The following is a 25,366-nucleotide window of genomic DNA, read 5'->3' on the forward strand; positions in this document are numbered from 1 at the left end:
CTTTCTTTACTGTTATGGTGCATTTTATACCAGGATCTCATTATCATAATGTTCCAATACCTTAAGGTGTCTTTTAGCTTCTTTTAAAAACTCCCAACCTCTTTGAAAAGACCAGTACGGTATCCCATGTTCTTTATTATACTTCGATATCTCGAACAAGACCTTCCAGTGCTTAATAAATTCCTGGTTGGCCTGTAATAAGGTATACCCTGAATTATACACATGGTTTGGCTCGGCTCCGCTTCCATTGAATTCCAAAATGCTGAAATGCTCTCCCTTTTTCAGGTCTTCAACAGACCTGCATTTGATATCATACCGACCATAATAAAATTGGGTAGGATGACTCAATGCATCAAACACATTCAACAAATCTTCATCAACCAGGTGTTTTAAATTGGTGAACCGGGCACCCCGGTTAAGGTTTGCGGCATGTGTCAAAATATACCTTTCTCCTTCAGGCAATATTTTGTCAAGGGAATCTATATGTTTAATACGCATTTCCTCCAGCCGGTGCCTGGCTTTTGCATGCATGGTGATCAACTCCCAGATAGTACTGCGGCCATCACCAATAATATCCATCAACTCTTTTTGAATAAATCCCGTGATAACCCCTTTTTCTCGATCAGGATACCGGTAATAAAAAACACTTACCTCCAATGGGTATTCTACCAGTTCCTGTACTATATATTCCATTGGTATCAGCCTGTGGTATTTTTCAAGGGCTGCTTCATTATCTATTTTCCTGAAAAGAAGGCCCTTCATACCAACATCTGGCTTGACGATAAAGGGATACGAAAAACCATTTTCATGGATGCGATGCCTTACAGAGGAAAAAAGTTCGCCCGGTTGTATATATATGGTCTTTGGAAAGCTGTGTAAAGGCAATAGCTCATACATTTCCTTTTTGCCTTCGCCTTCAAACCCTCCGAATGTAATAGTGGGATTGGAAGAAGAAAAGAACCATAGTGATCCTGAACGCAGGCAATACCAGGCCCACACAGGACTGATCAAAAGATAACGAAGGGCGAATGGCCATAATTCCCAATTGGACCACTTTTCCCAAAATCCTTTCCAATTCATAGTAAGCCTTCAAAAATAAACACATATTGTTAGCTGTATCTAATTTCATTACTATAAGGCTTCATGACTTATTTTTGAGCCCGAAGAAAAATTAAAGCATGCAGGTAAGAACAATGGCCGAACTTTTTGCTTCCGGGGAAACACCGGAGATATTATTTTGGGTGGGATGTGCAGGCAGTTTTGACCAACGGGCTCAAAAGATCACAAAAGCATTTGCAACTATATTGAACAAAGTTGAGATCAACTATGCCATACTGGGCAAAGAAGAAATGTGCACAGGAGACCCGGCAAGAAGAGCAGGTAACGAGTTCCTGTTCCAGATGATGGCCTACCAGAATATTCAAACCCTGAATAATTATGGTATCAAAAAAATAGTAACAACATGCCCGCACTGTTTTAATATTTTCAAAAATGAATACCCTGAATTAGGTGGCAGCTACGAAGTCGTTCATCATACTACTTTTTTACAGCAATTGATAGATGAAGGAAAGATCAGGTTAAAAGATTCAGATACTTTCAAAGGCCGGAAGATAACCTATCATGACAGTTGCTACCTGGGAAGGGCCAATGGAATTTACGAAGCACCAAGAAAGGTATTGGAAGCCCTGGATGCAGAACTCGTGGAAATGAAGCGTTGCCGCAAGCAGGGATTTTGTTGCGGTGCAGGGGGTGCCCAAATGTTCAAAGAGGAAGAACCAGGCAATACCAGGATTAATTTAGACAGGGCCAATGAGGCCATAGATACTGGCTCACAAATAGTAGCATCTGCCTGTCCTTTTTGCAATACCATGCTCACAGACGGTATAAAGGCGGCAGAAAAAGAAACGGATGTCCGTGTGATGGACATTGCCGAACTGGTAGCTGCTTCACTTCAATAATACAATGATGAGGGGCAGTGCACTGCCAGGATACATATGAAATAAACAGCGATCACAAATTTTTTAATCACCTTACACGATACTGCCTTCTTGAGCCTTTATATCAGAACCATATCGCTGTTCCAGTTTAAAAATTACTTCCAGCAGGAGTTTACCTTTAATGAACGGATCATTGGCATTTGCGGGCGCAATGGTGTTGGCAAGACCAATCTTTTAGACGCCATTCATTACCTCTGTTTTACCAAAAGTTATTTTACCCGGCAAGACAGCACTAATATCCTCCAGGGCCAGGAAGGATTCAGAATAGAAGGACACCTGCAACTCAATGAAAAAGAAGAAAAGGCAGTTTGTATTCTCAGGGAGACGGGCAAAAAGGAATTTTCTGTGAATGATGAATTATATACCCGGTTTTCCAAACATATTGGTCGCTATCCCTGTGTCATTATAGCACCTGATGATATCCAGTTGATCATTGGAGGAAGTGAGGAAAGAAGAAAATTTATCGATACCCTGCTTTCCCAGCTGGATCATGACTACCTGCAAAGCCTGATCGATTATACCAAGATCCTTCAACAAAGAAATTCTTTCCTGCGCTCCTATAATGATAGTTATACAAAAGACCTGACCGTCCTTGATATCCTGGATGAACAGCTTTCCAAAGAAGGGAATCATATTTTCGAAAAAAGACGTGAATTCCTTTTGAGGTTCCTGCCAATGGTTAAGCAATTATATAATGACATATGCCAGCGGTATGAAGATATTAACCTGTTTTACGAAACAGAACTACACCATGTAAGCATGGAGGAATTATTGAAACATAACCGCCAAAAGGACCTGATGGTTCAAAGATCTTCTGGTGGTATCCATAAAGACGACCTGTTTTTTACATTGAGTGAGCAGTCTTTCAGGAGTATTGCCTCACAGGGACAACGTAAAAGCCTACTGTTTGCCCTCAAACTTGCAGAAATGCAGATCATTAAAGAAGAAAAGCATCTTTCTCCCCTGTTGCTACTGGATGATGTATTTGAAAAGCTGGATGAGGAACGCATATCCAACCTGCTGCAAAGGGTCTGCTCTGATGAAGAAACACAGATATTTATTACAGATACCAATTGCAACAGGCTTCAGCAGCAATTGGAAAAACTGGGTCAACCCCTCCAGATGATCGAATTATAATCCTACTTACAGGATACATTCACCATCTGCCTTTCTGAATAATTCAGCCTCACCGGGTCATAAAGGATAGGAGAATCCTCAATTTCTATCCATTTCAAAAAATGGCCATAAAATATGGTTCAGACATTTCAACCCCTATCTTTGCCGTCCTCAAATCCGAATCCTTCGGGAGGGGTAAAAAAATAACTTAAGACTGCAATATGAATTCTTACGTTTATCTGGTTCCCATTATGGGATTAATTGGTTTGCTCTACACCTTGTGGAAATTTGCATGGGTAAGTAAACAGGAAGCTGGTACTGACCGCATGAAAGAGATCGCAAATTACATTGCCGAAGGTGCCATGGCATTTCTCAGGGCCGAGTGGAAGATCCTTACTTATTTCGGAATTATTGTGGCCTTATTATTAGGCTATATGGGAAGCAGGAATGCGGAATCACATTGGTTCATCGCTGTAGCTTTCCTTATTGGTGCGTTCTTTAGTGCCCTTGCCGGTTATATTGGTATGCGCGCTGCCACTAAGGCTAATGTAAGAACAGCACATGCTGCCCGCACTTCTTTATCCAAGGCACTAAAGGTATCCTTTACCGGCGGCGCCGTAATGGGTATGGGTGTTGCAGGACTGGCCGTACTGGGGCTGGGTGGATTATTCATTGTATTGATCAAATGGTTTGCTCCTGATGCCTTGTCTACAGGCCATGAAGTAACCCGCGCTATAGAAGTGCTGACAGGATTTTCACTGGGTGCAGAAAGCATTGCCCTTTTTGCCCGCGTGGGTGGAGGTATCTATACAAAGGCTGCCGATGTGGGTGCAGACCTTGTAGGTAAAGTGGAAGCCGGCATACCGGAGGACGATCCCCGCAACCCTGCTACCATTGCAGATAATGTTGGAGATAACGTGGGTGATGTTGCCGGTATGGGTGCTGACCTTTTTGGATCTTATGTGGCTACTGTATTGGCAACAATAGTTTTGGGACACGAGGTGACTGACAATGCCGGTACATCCCTGAATGATACTTTTAATGGATACTCACCTATATTATTGCCAATGCTGATTGCAGGCGTAGGTATTATCTTCTCTATCATCGGAACATTCTTTGTTCGCATATCTGATAAGTCAGGCATTAGCACGGGTGTGGTTCAGAAAGCCCTGAATATGGGTAACTGGGGTTCCATCGTATTATCAGCCATTGCAGCATTTTTCCTGGTAAGTTTCATATTACCTGATGGTGATATGTACCTGCGTGGTTTTGCTTTTACCAAAATGAATGTTTTTGGATCCATTGCAGTTGGCCTTGTTGTAGGTACTTTAATGAGTATCATCACTGAATATTACACAGCTATGGGCAAACGCCCCGTGAACAGTATTGTTAGACAGTCAGGTACGGGTCATGCTACTAACGTTATTGGCGGCCTGGCTATGGGTATGGAATCTACCTTCCTTCCTATCCTGGTATTAGCGGGGGGTATATATGGTTCTTACGCCTTTGCTGGCTTATATGGAGTGGCCATAGCAGCAGCCGGGATGATGTCAACAACTGCTATGCAGTTAGCTATCGATGCCTTTGGACCCATTGCTGACAATGCCGGTGGTATCGCTGAAATGAGTGAGCTGCCTAAAGATGTTCGTGAAAAAACAGATACCCTTGATGCAGTTGGTAACACTACCGCAGCTACCGGGAAAGGATTCGCCATCGCTTCGGCAGCTTTAACTGCACTGGCATTATTTGCGGCCTATGTGGGAGTTATTAATACCAACGGTTTTAAAATGGATGGTATTAATATTTACAATGCGAAAGTACTGGCCAGCCTTTTTGTAGGTGGTATGATACCGTTCATTTTCTCGTCCCTTGCCATCCGTGCCGTTGGAGAAGCTGCCATGGCAATGGTGGAAGAAGTTCGCCGCCAGTTCCGGGATATTCCCGGTATCATGGAAGGAAAGGGCAAACCTGAATATGATAAATGCGTAGCCATTTCTACCCAGGCATCTATTAAGAAAATGATGCTGCCTGGAGCAATTGCCATCGTATCACCACTGATCATTGGATTCCTGCTTGGACCTGAAGCCTTAGGTGGATTCCTGGCAGGGGCAACCGTATGCGGCGTTTTGATGGGTATGTTCCAGAACAATGCCGGTGGCGCATGGGACAATGCCAAGAAAAGCTTTGAAAAAGGCGTAGATATCAATGGCCAGATGTATTATAAAGGTTCTGACCCACATAAAGCTTCAGTGACCGGCGATACAGTAGGAGACCCATTTAAGGACACATCAGGCCCTTCCATGAATATCCTTATTAAGCTGATGTCCATAGTTTCCCTGGTGATAGCACCTACCCTGGCTTCTGTTTTTAAAGAAAAAAATAATTCTGAGACCGGTGCAGCGAATTCAAAGACTGAACAGTCTATACAAGTAACTGCCTCAAAATCAGTATCAGCAAATACAATTCATTTAAGATAGTTCTGCTTTGTGAGAGACAAAAAAAGTTCCCCCGGTCTGCTTCGGGGGGCTTTTATTTTTAGCCCTTCCCTATGGAAAGGGCTTTATTTTTTTATTCCTGGTGCCCTTTTAAGGCCAATTTCCAGGCTTGACCTGCCTTTATAAGAAAATACCATCCATTATAAGCTCAGGCCTGGTGTATAAGCTCAGGCCTGGTGAGTTACGGTAGTACTTATTAATTTATACAGTTTCTCCACATCCTCCAGCTTGCAAAGCTCTGTTCCGGGATTCAGTGTGGCTGCCGTGCCACAGGCTACACCATATTTCATGGCTTCCTTCAGATCCATGCCCCTGGATAAACTTAATATAACGCCAGCCACCATACTGTCACCTGCCCCCACGGTACTCAGCCGTTTCACCACGGGAGGAATTACCTGGATCACTTCATCTTTAGTGATCAACCTTGCCCCCGCGGATCCAAGGGAAACAATAATGGCCTGGCAACAATTCCTGCTAATGATGTCTTTGGCAATCTCATCCACCGATTCGTGGGATACTTCTTCCTTGCCTACGAGTGAACTCAGTTCCCCAAGGTTAGGCTTTAATAGAAATACACCCTTGTCTACAGCCTTTTTAAGGGCTTCGCCGGAAGTATCAACTATTAATTTAGCCTGTATCTTACGGGCTATTTCTGCTATCCATCCAAAAATATCGTCTGGCATTCCCGGTGGCAGGCTACCACTGGCAATGATATATTCAGCTCCCGAATTTTCAATATCTGTCAAAAGCTGGCGCCATTCTTCTTCCAACACCTCAGAACCAGGCATACCAAAGCGGTATTGCAGGCTGGTAGACCTGTCAAACACGATCAGGTTCTCACGGGTATGTGACCTGGTCGGAACAGCATGAACGGTAACTCCTTCCCTGGCCATCAAATCATTTAAAAACCGGCCTGAGTAGCCGCCGGCCGGATAAACTGCTAAAGCTTCACCACCCAGTTTTTTTATGGCCCTTGCCACGTTAATTCCACCACCACCAGGTTCAAACCGGGGAGCAGAGCATTGAAGTTTTTTTTCAGGCATAAGGGCCGCTATTGAGGTGCTCTTATCAATGGTTGGGTTGAAAGTGACCGTAATGATCTTTGGCATTCCTCAAAGCTACCCTACCCCTTTGAGAAAGCAATGAACAGATCTGTTAGTTCGAGTGATAAGTTTTATTCCCGGGTAATCAGTCACAAGATGCATTTTATTCCTACCCTAAAGCTGGCCAAAGCCAACCATTTCCTAAACATATCCTATGGATCAGCCATATGCCTCGGCGACTCACCAGAGGAATAATTGATACCTCCTGCCCTAGGCGTCTTACCGTTCATCCTTAAAAACTGTTAATAAATATTAAATATGATTACCCTATTTCCACTATACGAAAATGGTCGTATATTCGTCAGGTAAATGCTTTTTTATGGCGGCGAAATACATTAAACCTACAGAAAGTGAATTAGAGATCCTGAATATCCTTTGGCATAAGGATATCGCTACTGTGCGTGAAGTACATGAGGAACTGGCTAAATCAAAGGATGTAGGCTATACCACTACGCTTAAGCTCATGCAGATCATGCATGAAAAAGGGCTGGTAAAGAGGGATGAGTCCATGAGAACGCACGTCTATCAACCTGCCGTAAACAGGGAGAAGACCCAAAAACACCTTTTAAATAAAATGATTGATTCCCTTTTTGGAGGATCATCGACTCAATTAGTTTTGCAGGCACTGGGTAGCGGTGAACAAAAAGTTTCCGCTGAGGAGTTGGATAAAATTCAGACTCTCATTGACAACCTGAAAAAACAGTAAACCATGGCCAATTGGAGCCAGTCCCATTTCCTGCAATCGCTGGGATGGGCCACCCTTAATAGTTTTTGGCAAATGGCATTGCTCTGGTGCCTGTTCCTCGGGGCAAGTAATTTATTCCAACTCAGTTCCCACAAAAAATACCAGTTTTCCGTTCTTGCCATCATTGCCGGTTTTATATGGTTCATAGCAAGCTTTGTAATGTTCTATACCAGTAAGCCAGTGTCAACCATAGTATTCTTTAATCAAAGCATTCCTGAGGCAGACGGGATATTAAATATCTTCCTCCTCTCCGCTTCTGTAGCCTACCTCAGCCTGTTGGCCTTTCCCACATGGCGACTTTATAAAAATTACCGCTTCGTTCAACATATTAAGCAAGAAGGACTGCAAAAGGCTGACCTTACCTATCGCCTTTTTGTACAAAAAATCTCTTCTCATTTAAGCATAGGCAAAAAAGTGAAGGTGTATGTTTCCAGCATTGCCCGCTCCCCACTTACCGTTGGATACATTAAACCTATCATTCTATTACCGGTTGCCAGCTTGAATAATCTATCAGTTCAGCAGGTTGAGGCTGTATTGCTTCACGAACTTTCGCATATTAAACGTTATGACTACCTGGTAAACCTTATCATCAGTATTATCCATACGATACTTTATTTTAATCCTTTTGTAAAGCAGTTCATGAAGACCATCGAAGCTGAAAGAGAGACTTGCTGCGATGAACTGGTGTTGCAATTCGGTTATGACAAAGTAAGCTATGCATCAGCGTTGCTTACACTGGAAAAAGTTGCATCTTCCTCAACGCATATATTAGCCATAGGTGCCACAGGCAAGAATTCCTTATTGAACAGAATAGAAAAAATTGTAGGTATGGAAAAGAAAAAAAGATTTCAGTTCAGGCAACTGGCCGGCGTACTGGCAGCCCTGTTCTGTATTATTGCTTTGAATTCCGTACTTATTATTAAGGAGAAGAAAAGGCAGGGTAACTATGCTTTTGCCTACAACACCATGGCCAATCCTTTTGCCTTATTTAGCGCGGAAGATGAAACTGCGTCGGCTGCTGAATCCATATCACCTGTGCCGGTGGTTCATTCCAAAGCAACCGTGGCCATTCACACTCCTAAAAATGAAAAATACATTTACCATAGCCAAATAACATCGGACCAAACTCAAGAACTTTTAAAGGATCGCCAGGCAACCGGATATATACAGGTAGCCCAGGACGATGTTGATGCATCGCTGACACAGGAGCAAAAACAACAGGTTGCCAAAACTGTTGATGCTACCAAAAAGGTTATGAAAACATTGCAATGGAAAGAGGTGGAAACGCAAATTGCAGATGCCATGACCATGAAAGAAAAAGCCGTGGCACAACAGCAATACAACAAGGAACTGGAAAAGATCAACTGGCAGAATATTGAGCAGAACTTAAAAGCACAATACGAAAAAATTGACTGGTCCAGGATCAATACGAATTTGTCCAATGCGCTAACAGAAATTGAACTGGATAGTATGCAGACGAATTGTGACCAGGTACTCTCTCAACTGGAAAAAGTAGAATCACAAATGTCACAGGCACAAATTACTACCTGCAACCCAATACCTGATGGTAGCCTGTCAGCAATCAGAGATGCCAAAATCAGCCTGAAGATCAAGTTGGAAAAGATCAAAGCTTTGAAGTCTGATAAAAAAGTGATCCGCCTGTAATCAGCACCTGTTTTAAGAAACAAGGTTTACTCTGTTTTTCAAAGAATTTACCAGACATTCCTGGGGCAGGTATCACCATACCGGTTGCCAATCAAGAAACCAATGATGATCTCATGCGTGCCCCTGCTTACCGTGTTAAGTGCAGTTCTTGTAAAATCGTAGGCATACCCCATATTAAATGAGTTGGCTACGTTCAATCCCAACATTGCGGCATAACCATCGTTCAACCTATAGCTACCACCCACCCAGAAAAGATCCTGGTATTGCAATTTCAGGTTTACATCAAGCTGCGGATCTAATGGTGAAACATATTTAACCATGACTGATGGAATAGCATTGACATCTTCACTGAGCAGGAACCTGATGCCACCCGTGGCAAACAAATGGGGAACAATCTTAAAGCCCAATGTATCATCAGTAAAGGAAACTTTTTGAGGGATCACCTGCTGTGCACTAAGACCAACAAAATAATCTGCACCATTTATCCAGATGCCTGCTGAAAGATCTGGCCTGACCCGGTAAATATCAGAAGTATTACCCTGTGCCGGATCGGTAGGATCATTGTTGTTGAACGTTGATTTGGTGCCATCGCGGTTGATACTTTGGATGCCTGCAGCAAATCCTGCGGCAATATTGGTCCGGGCAGATAAGCCCAGATGGTAGGCATAAGAAACATTGGCAGAAAAGCGGTTATACAACCCTGTTCTATCATTCATAACAGAAAAGCCGATGCCATGGTGCGGCTCTGAGGCGGTATAGTTAGACCAGTAATTGGTACCCCTGGGGTTTTCCCCGGGAACCGAATATGAGGTTGCAGAAGTTTTATAATCCTTTTTACCGATAGGCATATGTACAGTAAGATACATAGTCCGTGGTGCGCCATCCAATCCCACCCACTGGTCCCTCCCGCTGATCTTTACATCGGTATAGTTCTCTATTCCGGTTAAAGCAGGATTCAGAATATAATTGTTCAGGATATACTGTGTATAATGAGGTCGCTGTTGGGCTTTACCCTGCAAGGAGCCGGTGATGAGTAATGATAATATGAACAGTAATCGACTCATGTTATTAACGGATGATATCTACAAATCCCGACATTGGCTGCCTCCCATTCTTAGGGTCAATAATATAATAATAGGTTCCTGCCGGCAATGGACTTCCTTTAAAGGTGCCATCCCATGGTTTGTTGTAACCAATGGTTTTAAATACCGGTTGTCCATACCGGTTAAATATCTCCACGGTAGCTCCCGGGTAACTATCCAGGTACCGTATCTCCCACCTGTCATGTATTCCATCTCCATTGGGTGAAAATGTATTGGGTATGGTTGGCTTTTTCAACACTTTCACCAATACTTTATCTGAATCGCTGCAAAGTTCTGCTGAAGTTCCTACCAGTGTATATTCCAGGTCTATGGCCGTAGTAGTGGTAGGTTGTGAAAGTGAAGGGTCATTCAATCCCTGCACCGGCGACCAGGAATAACTGATGTTATTGCCAGAGCCAGTCCCCAATAATACCACGCTGCCTCCCTCCAATAGCACCCGGTCAGGCCCGGCATTAATGATGGGAAGGGATGATACCTTAACAGACTGCTCTACATGATTTTCACAACCATTGTCAGCTGAAAAGGTATAGCTTATAATATGCTCTCCTACACCTGCCAGGGAAGGATCAAACAAACCTGCAGGCGTAATTCCCTTTCCTGAAAATGTACCTGAACCCTGTGTCCCATTCAATGCCTGTGCTTCCGAAATGGTAAAGGGTTTTAAATTGGCACAAACAGGGGGTATGGGATCAAAACTTAACTGAGGTGAAGCCTTCAACAGGATGGTTTGGGCATATACATTACTGCAATTTTCTCCTGACCAGGCTACTACCCTTATCTCAGCGGGTTTTGAAGCCGGGCTGAAAAATTCAGGGTATGTATGAGTAAATTTCGCTCCTGCAAGCGGATAGGTAATGGTATCGGCTGCAGCCGGATCATTCTTATAATCCCATTGAATGATAAGCTGAATTAACCTTCCTACATCCACACCTGAATTATTCGTAATAGTCACCACCTTATTGCTACATGCCTCAGTGCCATTATCAATTGTAATGGAAGCCTTAGGCACGGAGCCATTTATAAAAAACGGTTGTGCAATGGCAGCCGTACACCCATCTGCGGATGTCACCATTAACGAAACATCATAAGAACCTACACTTGTATATTTATGTTGCGGATCTTTTACAACCGATGTATTGGCGTTGGCGGGACTGGCATTAGCATCACCAAAATTCCAGGAATAGCTAAATGATCTTTGTGAGCCATCAGTTATAGAACTGCTGTCACGGAATTGGGAATAAGGATCGGCCAGGCAGTTGCCTGGCATGTTGAATGCGACCAGCGGTAATGGGTGCACTGTGATCTCCCGGGTAAACACCGAAGAAGTACATCCCCTATCGGTTTTTACCTGCAGGCTCACCTGGTATTTTTTTTCTGCACCGAATGTATGGGTGATTGTTTCGTTGGTGTTTTTATTGAGTATCGTTCCATCTCCAAGATCCCATTTCCAATCTGTTATAGTGCCTGCATTGGCCTTTGAAGCATCTGCCAAGCTTACTTCTTTGCCCACACAGGCAGGTGAAATAATGTTATAGGCAGCAGTGGGTAAAGGATTCACAACAATATTTTTTATTGCTGTATCGGATTGACAGCCAACAGCAGAAGTGACCACCATTGAAACTTTATAGGTTCCGGCAACTGTGTATACGTGCACAGGCTTTTGTTGTGTAGCAACCGATCCATCACCAAAGTCCCAATTCCACTTCAAAACAGAGCTTCCTGAAGCTGTAGATGCATCCTGTGGGTTAACAGAATCCCCAAGGCAGATTGCAGCAGGAAGGAAAAAGGTCGCTTTAGGCTGGGTATAAATCGTGTTGACTGATTTGGTGATGCTATCCCTGCAACCTGCATTGGAGACCACTTTCAATTCAACAGCAAATGGACCGACAGAACTATAAGAATGAGCTGGTGATGGTTGAATGGCCTTTGTTCCATCACCAAAATTCCATGCATAGCTTAGCGCTGCCTGGGAGCCATCAGTGATAGCGGAATTATTAGTGAATGACATGGTACCGGATGGAAGGCATGCATTACTAAAATCGAATGCCGCAACCGGCCGGGGTGTAACGGATATTGATCTTGTAAATACAGTACTCTGGCAGCCACCTGCCATTTCTACTTTTAAGGATATAGTATAGGCACCTCCGGTAGAGAAACTATGTAATTGAGCCGCATTGGAAGAGGCAATTAATTAGGACTTCCATCACCAAAATTCCAATACCATTTGACAATGGGGGAAGAACTGGTTGTAGAAGAGTCAAGGAAACGAATGGGTTGTCCAATACAATACGGGCTTTCAATACCAAACTTTGCCACTGGCGGATTGGAAAGGATTATTTTATTACTGGTGGTATCAGAAATGCACCCGATATCTGTAATGATGGAATAGTTGACATTATAAGAACCCGGAGAAGTATACAAATGTGCAGGGTTACGAATGCCAGAAACATTCCCGTCGTTAAAATCCCAAAGCCATTTAACCACTGCACGGCCATTGCCGTTGGAAAGATCTGTAAACCGAACGCTGTCTGATAAACAACCATTGGTGTTGAAATTAAAAGAAGCTGAAGGCCGGTCATACACCTGTAGATCGTAATTGATCTCCTGTTCCCCACTGCAACCGTCAGGCGTTGGATTTTGGGCCAATACCTTAATAGGAAAGGTACCGGTTCCCGGAAGGTTGAAAGCTGCAGGCAGCTGGTAACGGAACAATTGCTTTCCATTGATGCTCCAGGTAGAATCATATACCGGCGCATTAATGGTTACGTCAGGTATTATACCATTGAAAACCCATTTGATCTGGGTTGGCTGGTAAGGAAAGGTCATTGCCAGGTAAAAGGGTGAATTCTTACAGGTCCCGGGAAAATTGACAGTACCGAATACATTTTTGATAGTGACAAACTGGTAAAGGTCTTTAACATTAGCCCCCGCAGAATACCCATAGCTTTCTGCATTGGCATAGCCATAGGCTAAAGCATTGAAGCCCGAATCTGAAGAAATACGATGATATCCCTGGTTAACATTACTTAGGTACAGGTACGAATAGGTTGGATCTGAGGGATGGATTGTCCATAAAGAAGGTGATACACTGGCTCCATCCAACTGGAAGGATGAAATGCCGCTTCCTCCATTCTTCATGATCACATGAATATGGTGTTGGTGGGGATATTGGGAAGTGGATGGAGCAAAAAGATTGGAGTTGACAAGCGTAACATTATTGATATTTTGCTCTACCGGGTTTAAAACGATCATGTCCGGATCGTAAGGAACCGTATTACTATTACCATCGCATCCCTGCGTAGTGAAATATTGAGCTACGGAAACCGGCTGGTCAGAAACGATCTCGTTGGGCCTGTTATTAAAAAACTGGTAATAGGTATTATTAATAAAGGACGAAGCCGGGACCAGGCTGCCATTTACATATACCGAAGCGGAAGGGTTATTTTTAATGACCCTGTAATAATTATTGGGATTATTCTTACTGGGAACGGTAAGGTATTTTTTGCCCCAGGTACCTGTAGGATATAGTTGCTGATAAAGATTGTCTGAACTATTTATGTTGCAACCCGTGGCCGGGATGCGGATCTTCCCGCTGCCGGAAAATACAGCTATCCTTTTACACCCTCCTGTACCACTTGCCACAGATCTTATTCTTGACCCGGTCAGGTCAACACCCGAGGCATCAGGTGTAAGCCCCAGCACCTGGTAAATCTGGCCTTTATTTAAATTGACCGAATAAGTAGTATTGGCCTTCCATCCATTTTTTGTATCCGCGGCAGGAGTTATCTCTACGGTTGTATTGTCCTCTACGGCAATGATCGTAAAGTAGGAATTTGATTGTAATTCATTGGACTCCTGGGTAAAATTGAGGGAATAATATTCTTTGCCCAAAACATTAGTGGGGAGGCAAAGTGTTGCGCCGCTGGCCGCACTCCTGGTTATGTAAGAATACACCACGAAGGATTTATCACCTGTTACCCGGACAGCCCGGTTATTAAAAAGACCCTCATCATCAATAAAATAAAAGTTGGGAATGGTTACGCTCACTACTGCACCTGCCTGGATGGTCCCGGTTTGAATCACCGATCCACCATAAACTTCTACTGTAAAGTTGGTGATCACGTCAGAGGTCAGGTAAATGGTCATGGTGGGGCTACCACCCCCATTCATTCCCACATGGTAGGAATAGGATAACCAGAATTCTTTTCCCTTGTTAGAAAAATCCTGTCCCGGTGATATAAACGGAAATACTAATAGGAAAATAAATGAGGTAAATAATTTATATCTCATCAGTTAGTCTTCGGGGAGTAAATAAGAGAGGTAATGCAATGTACGAAAAGACCGGTTTGGTTTCATTGACCAAATTCAGGTACACCTCAGTTTATTTTTTACAACTGCAATTATGTCACCTGTCCTACAACTTCTTTAAAAGGTTACTTAAAAGTTTTCTGACTCCATTTTATGAACCAGGCAAAAATTGAATGTATTGAATTAAGCGCTTGTTTTTGATCTTGGGGCGTATTGCAATGCCGTGGATGATAACCCTTCATTTATTTAAAACAGGCTCTTAAAAGCCAAATTTCACTTTAGCATGATGATGTTAATAGTTATAATACTAGTACTTTATTTAATGTATGTTTCTATACAATATTTTAATCTCATTTTAGTTCATAATAAACTATTTATCAAGTACTTAATAGATTAACCATTTTAATGTATAATTGATGAGCTAATGCACTATGTTCGAATATAAATTTTAAAATAAATTATATTATTTAATGTTACTTAAACATTGTAAAACATTTGTTTTAAGTTGTTTATGTCTTTTTAAACTACTAATATTATTAGACAAGCTACCACTATCTCTTTTGCATACTGATTCTACTATTATTAGTAATCGGGTTATTCACATTTAATGAAAATATAGCTGCATGATTTTTGCCATTATGGAGGTATGCAATGGAAGATTATTTTACCATCCCTCCTGCTCCTGGCTTCAAGCTTTATGAGCTGTAAGGAGGTTAAAGACCCGGAATTCCGTAAAGTAGACGAGTTTGGATTGAAAAATCTGAGCATCCAGGATGCTACGGTTGGGTTCAGTGTCACCTATTTTAACCCTAATGATTTTGGTGTAACTGTCAAGGAGGCAGAAGCAGATATTTATTTGGATAGTACCTATATGGGTAAGTTCACCCAGGATACAGCCATAGATGTAAGGAAACAGTCTGACTTTACTATACCGTTTTCAGGAACTATACCTCTTCGTAAAGCCATGGAGCTGAACCTGGAATCTTTGTCCCAAAAGGATATATTACTTAAAGCAGAAGGAAATGTAAAGGTGGGAAAGGCCGGAATTTATGTTAGCAGGCCCATACATTACCAGGGATTGCACCGGCTGAGCGAGATACAATTAAATAAAAAAACCCCTTAAAAAGGGGTTTAAAATCGATTTAAACGGGTTGGTTAATGCTTAGGCATTCCCCCACCATCCTCAGGTTTCTTACAACATTTCGGAAGTGCCTTATACGATTCAGGATTGGCTTTTACCTCGTTGGCATCATAGCCTGCATTGGCAATGGCAGCTTTCAATACCTCCTCATTCGTCCTGTCCGTAAGGTATTTGACCGTGGTTTCTTTTCTTTTATAATTGACATTAACGTAGGTCACTCCATCATACCTTTTCAGATATTCTTCGATCTTTTTCTTGCACATATCGCATTGAACAGTGGGGGTACTCAGTTTCACTGTTTGTGCAGCCTTTGTCTGGGCTGATGCGCCGACACTTAGCATCATCCCTGCAAAAGCCATTACCAGCAGTTTTTTCATAAATAATTATTTGAATACCAATTTAGGAAACTCCTTTCCAGTTTGCAGGATCAGACCTCCATTTTAACAAAATCTCTTCTTCAGAGGGCTCTATCAATCCCTTTTTAAGCGCCAATTGTATAAGGTTGGGATAATCTGTCAAGGAGATCAGGGGTACTCCTGCCTGTTCAAAAGCTTCTGCCGCCTGTTGAAACCTGTAATTAAATATGGAAACCATACCCATTACCTCTACTTCATTCTTCCTCAGAACATCCACCACCTGCAGGCTGCTTTTGCCCGTAGAAACAAGATCTTCCAGCACCACTATCTTCTGGCCGGGCGCATATTGTCCTTCTATCTGGTTACCTAATCCATGTTCTTTAGGCTTGGGACGAACATAAATAAATGGCAGCTTCAGCTGGTCCGCCACCATTGCTCCCCATGCTATGCCGGCTGTTGCCACACCAGCTATTACTTCAGCATCCGCAAATTTTTCAAATATTACATTACATAGTTCGCTTTTGATGTAATCCCTGATATAGGGAAGCGATAAAACCTTCCTGTTATCGCAATAGATAGGGCTTTTCCAGCCACTAGCCCATGTAAACGGGATCTTTGCATTGAGCCGGACTGCGTCTGCCTGTAATAGTTTTTCAGCTGTTACAATCGAATCTGTCATGCGGCGAAGATAGAAAACAAGGACTTAGTCCCTGTTCCAAATTGCATGCTTTCCATTTTATTTGAACGATGGCTTTCTCCTGCACATTGTTACTGCTTAACTTAGCTTATGCAGCAGATCATTTATTTTAACAATAAACCGCTCTACCTGGTTAATAAGATCAACCCTGAAATAGAAGAATTCTTACACCACGAGGAGACTGTTTTTATTGACGAATTCAACCTGCATACTGTTAAGGCCATGATCCATGAAATGGAACAACCCAGGATCATGAGAGGTGTTTTCCTGCACAATGATGCGGAGGCTGTTCTACATGCATTTAAAAAGAAATTGCACCTGGTAAAGGCTGCCGGAGGATTTGTTTATACAAAGGATCATGAGGTACTAATGATATTCAGAAGAGGGAAATGGGACCTCCCTAAAGGTAAACTAGATGAGGGCGAAGACCTGGAAACCTGTGCCCTGCGGGAGGTGAAAGAAGAAACGGGATTAGAAAAAATAGAAATGGACAGGCCCCTGGCAGTAACCTACCATACTTATCACCAGTATGGTGAACATATCATCAAGGAATCGCACTGGTATCTTGTCAAAAGCTTCAAGCAAAAGGAATTAAAACCCCAAACTGAAGAAGATATTGAAAAGTGTGAATGGGTGCCGTTAACAACATTAGGTCCTTACCTGGACAACACGCATGCATCCATCAGGGATGTGATCCATGCGGGAGTGCAGCTATTGAACCCCTCCGCTATCGCTTAGGCAAAAAGGATCTTGGGATCAGACTGCCGGATAGTTTTTAAAACTACATCCGGAACAAATTGCGATACGTCGCCTCCATACCGAAGTACATCCCTGACCAGGGTGGAAGCTACAGATGTATATTTTGGCAGGCAGGTAAGGAATACCGTTTCTATATTTTCATCAAGGCTACGGTTCATATCTGCGATGGCTTTCTCGTATTCAAAATCGTTGACATAGCGTATGCCCCGTAAAATATAATTAGCCTGGATTCTCCGGCAACAATCCACGGTCAGTCCTTCATAGATCACTGACTCGATCTTTGGCTCATTTTTAAATATATCCTCCAGCCAGTGCACACGCTGCTCGGCAGAGAACATGGGTTTTTTATTGGAGTTGATACCAATGCCAATATATAGTTTATCAAATAAGGGTATAGACCGCTCTATGATATCCAAGTGGCCAAAAGTAACAGGATCGAATGTTCCTGGAAATAAAGCTATACGCATGTAATAAAATTATAGGCAAGTTAAGATGAATTGCGATCTCCGGCCAGCAAGTACAAGACCGCCATACGGACAGCCACTCCATTTTCCACCTGTTGCAGGATAATGGATTGGTCACTATCAGCCACATCGCTATCCAGCTCCACACCCCTGTTAATAGGCCCTGGATGCATGATCGTTATTCTTTTCTCCAGGCTGTCAAGTATTTTTTTATTGATTCCATAGGCAAGGTTATACTCTCTTAAAGAAGAAAACAATACCTGGTTCTGCCTTTCCAGCTGGATGCGCAACACATTGGCCACATCACACCATTCCAATGCCTTCCTGAGATTGTATTCAACCCGCACATTAAAAGCCTGGTCAATATATTTTGGAATCAATGTAGGCGGTCCGCAAACCACCACTTCCGCTCCCATTTTAGTAAGCAGGTATATATTACTCTGAGCCACCCGGCTATGCATGATGTCACCAATGATGGCCACCCTGGTTCCTTTTAGTGTATCATACTTCTCTAAAATGGAAAAAGCATCCAGTAATGCCTGCGTAGGATGTTCATTGATGCCATCACCGGCATTGATGATGGAAGCAGGAATATGTTTGGCCAAAAAATGCGGCGCCCCGCTGGCACTATGTCTCATAACCACCATATCTACTTTCATAGACAGGATGTTATTCACAGTGTCCAGTAATGTTTCTCCTTTGGAGACAGAAGATCCTGAAGCGCTGAAATTGATGGTATCGGCTGATAGTCTTTTCTCGGCCAGTTCAAACGAGATCCTTGTGCGGGTTGAATTCTCATAAAAAAGGTTTACGATGGTCACATCTCTTAAGGAAGGAACCTTCTTGATAGGTCTTTGTAAAACTTCTTTAAACTGCTTTGCGGTATCGAGTAACAGGGAAATATCTGCCGGGGTGAGATCTTTTATTCCTAGAAGATGTCGGGTAGAAAGCGCCATTAAAAATCAAAGATAGAGTATTTCGAGTTTTTGAAACCAGATTCCGGGATTGCACCTTTACCCCGGTACAAATTCCGATAAAACGTTTACACGGACCTAATCCATCAACACTACTTCATCGCTACCATCTCTTTCCTGCCACAATACTTTTACTTTCTGGGTAACAATGGAATCAATTGATTTTCCCGTATAATCAGGCTGAATGGGAAGTTCACGGCTATACCTGCGATCTATGAGCACCATCAATTCCACTTTTTTCGGACGTCCAAAATCCATCAATGCATCAAGGGCAGCCCTAATGGTCCTCCCAGTATACAATACATCATCTATCAGGATCACCTTTTTCCCCTCTATCGAAAATAAAATATCAGTTTTATTAGGTACGTGAAGTTCTTTTCCAAAATCATCACGATAGAATGTGATATCCAGTTTTCCATAAGGAAATACGGATGCACCTTTTTCCAATTGTATCTCCCTGGCTATGCGATCAGATAAAAAAATACCGCGTGGCTGGATACCGATAAGGACAGTCTGCGAGGGATCGATATGGTTTTCAAGGATCTGGTTTGCCAAACGCTTTATGGTCAATTGAATATGCTGTGCGTTTAATAATGACTTCAAGGGAGCAATATTTTTATAAAAATAGCAATTAAGATCAGTAGAAATGCTTTGATGCAGGGAAGCAGTTAAAAGTTGTTGCAGCGGAATAAAACAGAAGGTATAAAAACAGGAAAGCCGGAAACAATTCCGGCTTTCGATTCATTACTATTGAAATAACTATTTGGCAGCACCAAACTGGTAAAATAATCCAACCTGGTACACCCTGTTCTTTAATTTTTGACCACTTACATAATTAGCTTTGCTGTCATCCAGAACATTGGTAAAACCGTAATTGTAACGTGCATTGATACCAAGGCCGATCCGGGAAAGATAACCGATACCACCAGATGCACCAATATCCAGTTTATTCAACTGGTCTTTAATATCCATTTCGCTGTTGCTTGTACCCGCACCGCTGCTATTGCTTTTGTTCTTTGCGTTGATCAGGTAACCAAACTGCGGCCCTAATTCTACAAACACACCAGTTGTGCTTTGCAATTGCAACATCAGGGGAACATTAATATAATTCAGATCCATCTCGTAATTGGAAGTGATATTTCCTGTAGGCGTTTGAACCACCTGTGTATTTTTTCCTCCCTGGCTGCTATACACTACTTCGGGTTGAAATCTGAAATTTGTTCCAACAGGAATGTTGATGAATAAGCCGCCATTGTATGAAGTTTTGGATTTGGATTCAAACTCTGAAGCGCTGGAAAAACCTTCATGGTTCATCTTGGCCAAATTCACACCGCCCTTAATACCTAACCGGGGTGTCACTTCCATTTCGGTTCTGAGCGTTGGCTTGTTGCTTTGTGCATTTGCAAACACTGTTGCAGTTAGAGCTAAGGCAAAAAAACTGATCTTTTTCATAAGTTAATATTTAGGTTGTCCTCTTTAAGCAAAAAGAAGGCCGCAATTGCGACCTCCTGAATTTTTTTTATGAATGGTGAATTATCTTGATTGTGCTTTATGGCTGTTATCAAGCATGTAGAATAAGCCAACCTGGAATACATTATTCTTTAAAGAATTGGTTCCTGCTTTATTAATATTGGTCAATCCCAAATTATAGCGGCCATCTATACCTAAACCAGAATAGGTTAAATACCCCAGGCCAAATGTCCATGAAACATCTGTGCTTTTAAAATCATCAGATGTGAAAAACTGCGTGTCCTGTCCATTCACTTTATCTTTTGTATTGATCAAAAAACCTAATTGGGGACCTGTTTGTAAACGGAAGCCATTATCAAACATGTATTGCAACTGCAGCGGAATGTTTATATAATCCAGGTTCAATGTATGCTCCTCACCATTAATGGTGTATTTGGCACCCTGGCCTGAATAAACTACTTCAGGCTGCAAAGCCAACTGGGGGGAAATATGAATATGCGCTAATGCGCCTGCATTCAAACCAAGGCGATTATTCCAGTTTAATCCAGGTACATTGGATAACTTGGAAACATTCAATCCTGCTTTTAATCCAAACTTAGGTGACTGCGCAAAAACTACAGCGCTGGTTGCTAAAATCAATACTACTAAACTGATCTTTTTCATAGATAAATATTTATACCGGGCTCATTGCAAAAAAAAGGCCGCAAACTTAATTACGGCCAAAATATCAGGTTCAATGACATTATTTAAAAAAATACCCCAGGCTGAGGCCTAAATACATAGTATGTGTTGTACCGTTATCCGCTTTATCCACATTAATGTTGGTAAGTCCCTGGTTAAAATTGGCAGCAATGAATATTTTATTGTGTAACTGAAAACCTGTGAGGAAATTGATCCCGAATTCCACAGCTTTATAATGCTGGTCATCATCATTGGGATTTTCTTTCCCATCAAACTTAACATTGGCTGTCTGATTGATTTCCTGCCTGTCACCATCGGCTATTTCAATCACATGTGCCGTTGCCTTCCCGCCAAGACCTAAACTAACCGACGGCCCTGCACCAATAAAAAAAGCAGCACCCCTTTGTGAAGGTTGCATATATACAAAATTCAGGGGCAATTCAATGTAAGAGAGTTTCATTGAACCCTTGGCTGAAAAGCTGTAATTAGACCCGCCCATTGACAACGAATAGGATTCATCTATCTTGACACCTTTACTGACAAAGTTCAATTCAGGGCGAAAGCTGATGCCGGAAGCAACCGGCAATACTGCACCTACCCCTATCCTTTCTGACAAACGGAATTTGCCATTGAATCCTTCCTGGTTATCATAACGCTCACTCAAATTTGCTAATATGGCCCCACCATGCACTTCATATGCAACTTGTGCATGTGCCCATGTACAGGTAAGAATTATACCGGCTAATAAAATTAATTTTTTCATAAACAGTTATTTACAATTAGAAAGTTTGGTTTAAATCAGACCTAAATGTAATATCAAAAGATGTAATTATTAAGTCAGTATAGTTGCTATAAGTAAAAACCTTTTATCATTTTATTCAAAACACGGATTATTATCATGAAAGATTTACAATCAAATACTATTTAATAAAAAGGGCTGATTTTATCAGCCCCTTACACACTGTTGTAATTTATTATTTGGAAGCAGTAGTTCCTCCCAGTGAAAAGTTATACCCTATATGCAAACCGATTAAAGAAGTGGTAGCACTATTTTTTGAAGCGCTCTGGTATCGTGCACCAATATCTAAACCCTGCTCCATAGCATAACCTAAACCTATAGCCCATGTGAAGGCGCCATCGGAATTACTTTCGTCAACACCACCACCTTTGAATTTAGATCCATAGATGCCATAACCTACTTGTGGCTCAACATAGGCACCACTGAAATTATGACGGTAACCTAACAAAATTGGAATGATAGATGCCTTAACAGTGTAGCCGCTAGGAACATCCTTTGCATTGAAGACAGTATAACCGGAAGTTAAAGACACCTGTCCGGCAGTTCCTACTCCATGTAAATATTTAAGTGAACCTCCAAAACCAGTTTTAAATCCGTCTTTAAAATCACCTGTTGGTAACCCAACTTCAAAAGCAATACCAACCTGATTCTTTCCTGATTGTGCTTTTGCAGAACATATTGCAAAAACTGAGGCAAGTACTAAAATTACCTTTCTCATAAAAATCATTTTTTGGTTTGAAATTCAATTGTCGATTTCAAAGTTAGTTTGATAATGACATATTTTATATGATCATGGTAACCTAAATATCTCTGCAATATTGTATTTGTAGTATAAAGCATATAGCTCAACAATTAAAAGGCTTAAAGATCAGGGCGCATTCTAATACATAGTCCATTCAAGTATTAAGAATAAAGATACCGGACTAGAACATCCACTTTTATTCAGTTATAAATCTACCAGGCAATAAAAAAAGGGCTGAATAACTTTCAGCCCTTTACACAAAATATTTGATAATCTTATTTAGAAGAAGAAGCTCCTCCTAATGAAAAATTATAACCAATATGAAGGCCAACTAAAGAAGTTGTGGAACCATCCTTAGAAGCACTCTGGTAGCGGGCACCAAGGTCAAGGCCTTGCTCCATTGCATAACCTAAACCAATAGCCCATGTGAAAGCACCATCAGAAGAACTTTCATCGAAGCCGCCGCCTTTTACTTTGGATCCATAAATGCCATAACCAACTTGTGGCTCAACATATGCACCGCTGAAGTTGTGACGATAACCTAATAAAATTGGAATGATAGAAGCTTTAACACTATAACCTGCAGGCATGTCTTTAGCACTGAAAGTTGTGTAACCTGAAGTTAAGCTTACCTGGCCGGCAGAACCAACACCATGTAAATACTTCAAAGAACCGCCAAAACCAGTTTTGAAAGCGTCACCAAAATCACCCATTGGCAACCCAGCTTCAAATGCAACTCCTACCTGGTTTTTACCGGTTTGTGCATGCACAGAACTTAATGCAATAACGGAGGCAAATACTAAAATTAATTTTCTCATAAAGGCTTTTTTGAGTTTTTGTATAGTTTAAATTTCGATGGCAAAACAATAAAATTAATTGTACAAATCAAAATTTCTACATGGCAATTTTCAGTTATCGAGGTTAAATACGCTTGTTGTTCATCCGTAAAAAACCTAAGTATTAAAAGTATAAATACGCTCCATTTTGTATGGAATGACAGAAAAGATGCATGAACTGTAATTAACCCGGATAGGTTGCAACAAAAAAATAAGCCACAATCGTGGCTTATTTATAAAGGTTGATATGTATTGTAATTATAAGCCTTCGCTCTCTCCTTTCATGAATGCATAACGGTAATCTGTAGCCGGTACAAATGTTTCTTTGATAGTGCGGGCACTTAACCAACGGTAGAGGTTGAGTATTGAGCCGGCCTTATCATTCGTGCCACTGGCTCTTGCTCCTCCAAATGGTTGCTGGCCAACTACTGCGCCTGTAGGTTTATCGTTGATATAAAAGTTACCTGCTGCGTTTCTTAACACGTTTGTTGCAAGATCGACTGCGTACCTGTCCTGTGCTATGATAGATCCTGTTAATGCATAAGGAGATGTAGAATCAACAAGGTGCAGGGTTTCTTCAAATTTGTCAGCATCATAAACATGAATGGTAAGTACGGGTCCAAATATCTCTTCGCACATGGTAACATATTTGGGATCCAGCGCTTCAATTATTGTAGGGTAAATAAAATAGCCTTTTGATTTATCTACTTTACCACCTACCAGTATGTTGGCATTTTTATGATCTTTTGCATCAGTAATATATGATGCGATCTTATCAAAACTTTTTTCATCAATAACAGCATTGACAAAATTGCCAAAATCATCTACAGCTCCTACCTGGAAACTGTTTACGCCTTCTACTAACAGCTTTTTAACTTCATCTGCAATATTCGAGGGGATATAGGCCCTGGATGCAGCAGAACATTTTTGACCCTGGTACTCAAAGGCACCGCGCAATAAAGCTGTCGCCACTACCTGCGGTTCTGCCGTTTTATGTGCAACAACAAAGTCCTTACCTCCCGTCTCCCCAACGATGCGTGGATAGCTTTTATAATTGCCTACATTTTCACCAATAGTCTTCCACATCTGGTTAAAGACACCTGTCGATCCTGTGAAGTGAACGCCTGCAAAATCCCTGTGGGAAAAACAAACCTTACCAATAGTAGGGCCATCAACATATATCAGGTTGATCACTCCATCAGGTAGCCCGGCTTCCTTTAACACCTGCATGATCATTTGGGCCGAGTACACCTGCGTATTGGCAGGCTTCCATACAACCACGTTACCACACATAGCGGCACTTGTGGGAAGGTTACCGGAAATAGCAGTAAAATTAAAAGGTGTGACCGCTAAGACAAATCCTTCCAGCGGACGGTACTCCATGCGGTTGTGCATGCCCGGGGCACTGATCGGTTGCTGCTTGTATATCTCGCTTAAAAAATGAACATTGAACCTAAGAAAATCGATGAGTTCACAGGCGCTATCGATCTCCGCCTGGAAAGCATTCTTACTTTGTCCCAGCATAGTAGTACCATTCATCAGGTAACGATACTTGGTTGCAATAAGATCTGCTGCTCTCAGGAAAATATTGGCCCTGTTCTCCCAGCTGGTGGCACTCCATGCTTCACGGGCAGCAAGGGCTGCGTCAATAGCTTGTTGAACATGGCTTGCATCACCGGCATGAAAATGTCCCAGCAGGTGAGCCGTTTCATGCGGAGGATGTATGGCTATTGTTTTCCCGGTTCTTACTTCTTTACCCCCGATATACATAGGAATATCGGCCTGGCTGCTTTTTAAATCAGCTAATGTTTTTTTCAAAGCTGCTCTTTCAGCACTTCCTGGTGCATAAGCATATACAGGCTCATTGACAGGCATTGGGTAAGAAAAATATCCTAAGCTCATTGTATTGAATTGA

General features: G+C 42.0%; 23 protein-coding genes. 7 read left to right on the top strand and 16 right to left on the bottom strand.

The genetic code is table 11. From position 1 onward, the window contains the following. Nucleotides 1–24: 24 nt before the first annotated feature. On the bottom strand, nucleotides 25–1,080 hold the full coding sequence (locus BP74_RS01535) for a hypothetical protein (protein ID WP_496370358.1): 1,056 nt from the start codon (nucleotides 1,078–1,080) through the stop codon (nucleotides 25–27). A gap of 98 nt (nucleotides 1,081–1,178) precedes the next feature. Here BP74_RS01535 and BP74_RS01540 point away from each other — a divergent pair, with 98 nt between their 5' ends. The 3 genes from BP74_RS01540 to BP74_RS01550 all read left to right on the top strand — a co-directional run bounded on the left by BP74_RS01540 (nucleotide 1,179) and on the right by BP74_RS01550 (nucleotide 5,590). After that, a complete protein-coding gene (locus BP74_RS01540; RefSeq protein WP_496370360.1) occupies nucleotides 1,179–1,958 on the top strand; it encodes a (Fe-S)-binding protein in 780 nt (259 codons plus the stop codon). 90 nt (nucleotides 1,959–2,048) lie between these two features. Then, entirely contained in the window at nucleotides 2,049–3,134 is a 1,086-nt protein-coding gene (gene recF / locus BP74_RS01545; RefSeq protein ID WP_496370362.1) for a DNA replication/repair protein RecF, read from the top strand. Between the two features lie 200 nt (nucleotides 3,135–3,334). Next, a complete protein-coding gene (locus BP74_RS01550) occupies nucleotides 3,335–5,590 on the top strand; it encodes a sodium-translocating pyrophosphatase (RefSeq protein WP_496370364.1) in 2,256 nt (751 codons plus the stop codon). 185 nt (nucleotides 5,591–5,775) lie between these two features. Here BP74_RS01550 and BP74_RS01555 read toward each other — a convergent pair whose 3' ends face one another. Then, nucleotides 5,776–6,717 carry a 1-phosphofructokinase family hexose kinase gene (locus tag BP74_RS01555; protein ID WP_496370366.1) on the bottom strand — a complete coding sequence of 314 codons (942 nt, stop codon included), beginning with the start codon at nucleotides 6,715–6,717 and terminating at the stop codon, nucleotides 5,776–5,778. Nucleotides 6,718–7,030: 313 nt separating this feature from the next. On the opposite strand from BP74_RS01555, the gene BP74_RS01560 reads away from it, so the two are divergent. Both BP74_RS01560 and BP74_RS01565 read left to right on the top strand, forming a co-directional pair. Further along, nucleotides 7,031–7,417: a BlaI/MecI/CopY family transcriptional regulator gene (locus BP74_RS01560; protein WP_496370368.1), complete on the top strand. Its 387-nt coding sequence runs from the start codon at nucleotides 7,031–7,033 to the stop codon at nucleotides 7,415–7,417. Between the two features lie 3 nt (nucleotides 7,418–7,420). Then, nucleotides 7,421–9,121, top strand: a complete 1,701-nt coding sequence (locus tag BP74_RS01565) for a M56 family metallopeptidase (protein ID WP_496370370.1) — start codon at nucleotides 7,421–7,423, stop codon at nucleotides 9,119–9,121. Between the two features lie 47 nt (nucleotides 9,122–9,168). Here the strand turns inward: BP74_RS01565 and BP74_RS01570 are convergent, their stop codons facing one another. The 3 genes from BP74_RS01570 to BP74_RS01580 form a co-directional block, all read right to left on the bottom strand. After that, a complete protein-coding gene (locus BP74_RS01570) occupies nucleotides 9,169–10,185 on the bottom strand; it encodes a PorP/SprF family type IX secretion system membrane protein (protein WP_496370372.1) in 1,017 nt (338 codons plus the stop codon). A 4-nt stretch (nucleotides 10,186–10,189) separates the two neighbouring features. After that, entirely contained in the window at nucleotides 10,190–12,337 is a 2,148-nt protein-coding gene (locus BP74_RS01575) for a PKD domain-containing protein (protein WP_496370374.1), read from the bottom strand. A gap of 74 nt (nucleotides 12,338–12,411) precedes the next feature. After that, nucleotides 12,412–14,514: a PKD domain-containing protein gene (locus tag BP74_RS01580; protein WP_496370376.1), complete on the bottom strand. Its 2,103-nt coding sequence runs from the start codon at nucleotides 14,512–14,514 to the stop codon at nucleotides 12,412–12,414. 664 nt (nucleotides 14,515–15,178) lie between these two features. Between BP74_RS01580 and BP74_RS01585 the strand changes: the two genes are divergently transcribed. Continuing rightward, the gene (locus BP74_RS01585; RefSeq protein WP_496370378.1) at nucleotides 15,179–15,655 is read left to right on the top strand and encodes an LEA type 2 family protein; all 477 of its coding nucleotides are present in this window, start codon (nucleotides 15,179–15,181) and stop codon (nucleotides 15,653–15,655) included. A 32-nt stretch (nucleotides 15,656–15,687) separates the two neighbouring features. On the opposite strand, the gene BP74_RS01590 is transcribed toward BP74_RS01585, so the two are convergent. Beyond that, nucleotides 15,688–16,050: a heavy-metal-associated domain-containing protein gene (locus tag BP74_RS01590; protein WP_496370380.1), complete on the bottom strand. Its 363-nt coding sequence runs from the start codon at nucleotides 16,048–16,050 to the stop codon at nucleotides 15,688–15,690. Nucleotides 16,051–16,072: 22 nt separating this feature from the next. Further along, entirely contained in the window at nucleotides 16,073–16,708 is a 636-nt protein-coding gene (gene pyrE / locus BP74_RS01595) for an orotate phosphoribosyltransferase (RefSeq protein ID WP_496370382.1), read from the bottom strand. A 108-nt stretch (nucleotides 16,709–16,816) separates the two neighbouring features. On the opposite strand from pyrE, the gene BP74_RS01600 reads away from it, so the two are divergent. Further along, nucleotides 16,817–17,464, top strand: coding sequence for an NUDIX hydrolase (locus BP74_RS01600; RefSeq protein ID WP_496370384.1), 648 nt, complete (start codon nucleotides 16,817–16,819; stop codon nucleotides 17,462–17,464). Here BP74_RS01600 and coaD read toward each other — a convergent pair. From coaD to pruA, 9 genes are all read right to left on the bottom strand, one after another. After that, entirely contained in the window at nucleotides 17,461–17,952 is a 492-nt protein-coding gene (gene coaD, locus BP74_RS01605) for a pantetheine-phosphate adenylyltransferase (protein ID WP_496370386.1), read from the bottom strand. The two genes, BP74_RS01600 and coaD, sit on opposite strands and share 4 nt — an antisense overlap. 20 nt (nucleotides 17,953–17,972) lie before the next feature. Next, nucleotides 17,973–18,905, bottom strand: coding sequence for an aspartate carbamoyltransferase catalytic subunit (locus BP74_RS01610; protein ID WP_496370388.1), 933 nt, complete (start codon nucleotides 18,903–18,905; stop codon nucleotides 17,973–17,975). Nucleotides 18,906–19,001: 96 nt separating this feature from the next. Beyond that, the gene (gene pyrR, locus BP74_RS01615; protein ID WP_496370390.1) at nucleotides 19,002–19,526 is read right to left on the bottom strand and encodes a bifunctional pyr operon transcriptional regulator/uracil phosphoribosyltransferase PyrR; all 525 of its coding nucleotides are present in this window, start codon (nucleotides 19,524–19,526) and stop codon (nucleotides 19,002–19,004) included. A 156-nt stretch (nucleotides 19,527–19,682) separates the two neighbouring features. Further along, on the bottom strand, nucleotides 19,683–20,375 hold the full coding sequence (locus tag BP74_RS01620) for a porin family protein (protein ID WP_496370392.1): 693 nt from the start codon (nucleotides 20,373–20,375) through the stop codon (nucleotides 19,683–19,685). A gap of 81 nt (nucleotides 20,376–20,456) precedes the next feature. Next, nucleotides 20,457–21,056 (bottom strand): porin family protein, encoded by a 600-nt coding sequence (locus tag BP74_RS01625; RefSeq protein ID WP_496370394.1) that lies wholly within the window; start codon nucleotides 21,054–21,056, stop codon nucleotides 20,457–20,459. A gap of 79 nt (nucleotides 21,057–21,135) precedes the next feature. After that, the gene (locus BP74_RS01630; protein ID WP_496370396.1) at nucleotides 21,136–21,837 is read right to left on the bottom strand and encodes a porin family protein; all 702 of its coding nucleotides are present in this window, start codon (nucleotides 21,835–21,837) and stop codon (nucleotides 21,136–21,138) included. Nucleotides 21,838–22,048: 211 nt separating this feature from the next. Next, nucleotides 22,049–22,591 (bottom strand): outer membrane beta-barrel protein, encoded by a 543-nt coding sequence (locus BP74_RS01635; protein WP_496370398.1) that lies wholly within the window; start codon nucleotides 22,589–22,591, stop codon nucleotides 22,049–22,051. 299 nt (nucleotides 22,592–22,890) lie between these two features. Then, nucleotides 22,891–23,433, bottom strand: a complete 543-nt coding sequence (locus BP74_RS01640) for an outer membrane beta-barrel protein (protein WP_496370400.1) — start codon at nucleotides 23,431–23,433, stop codon at nucleotides 22,891–22,893. 276 nt (nucleotides 23,434–23,709) lie between these two features. Beyond that, complete coding sequence (gene pruA / locus BP74_RS01645) at nucleotides 23,710–25,353, bottom strand: L-glutamate gamma-semialdehyde dehydrogenase (RefSeq protein WP_496370402.1); 1,644 nt, start codon at nucleotides 25,351–25,353, stop codon at nucleotides 23,710–23,712. Nucleotides 25,354–25,366 lie beyond the last annotated feature (13 nt).

This window comes from Flavisolibacter ginsengiterrae DSM 18136 (genome assembly GCF_059568575.1).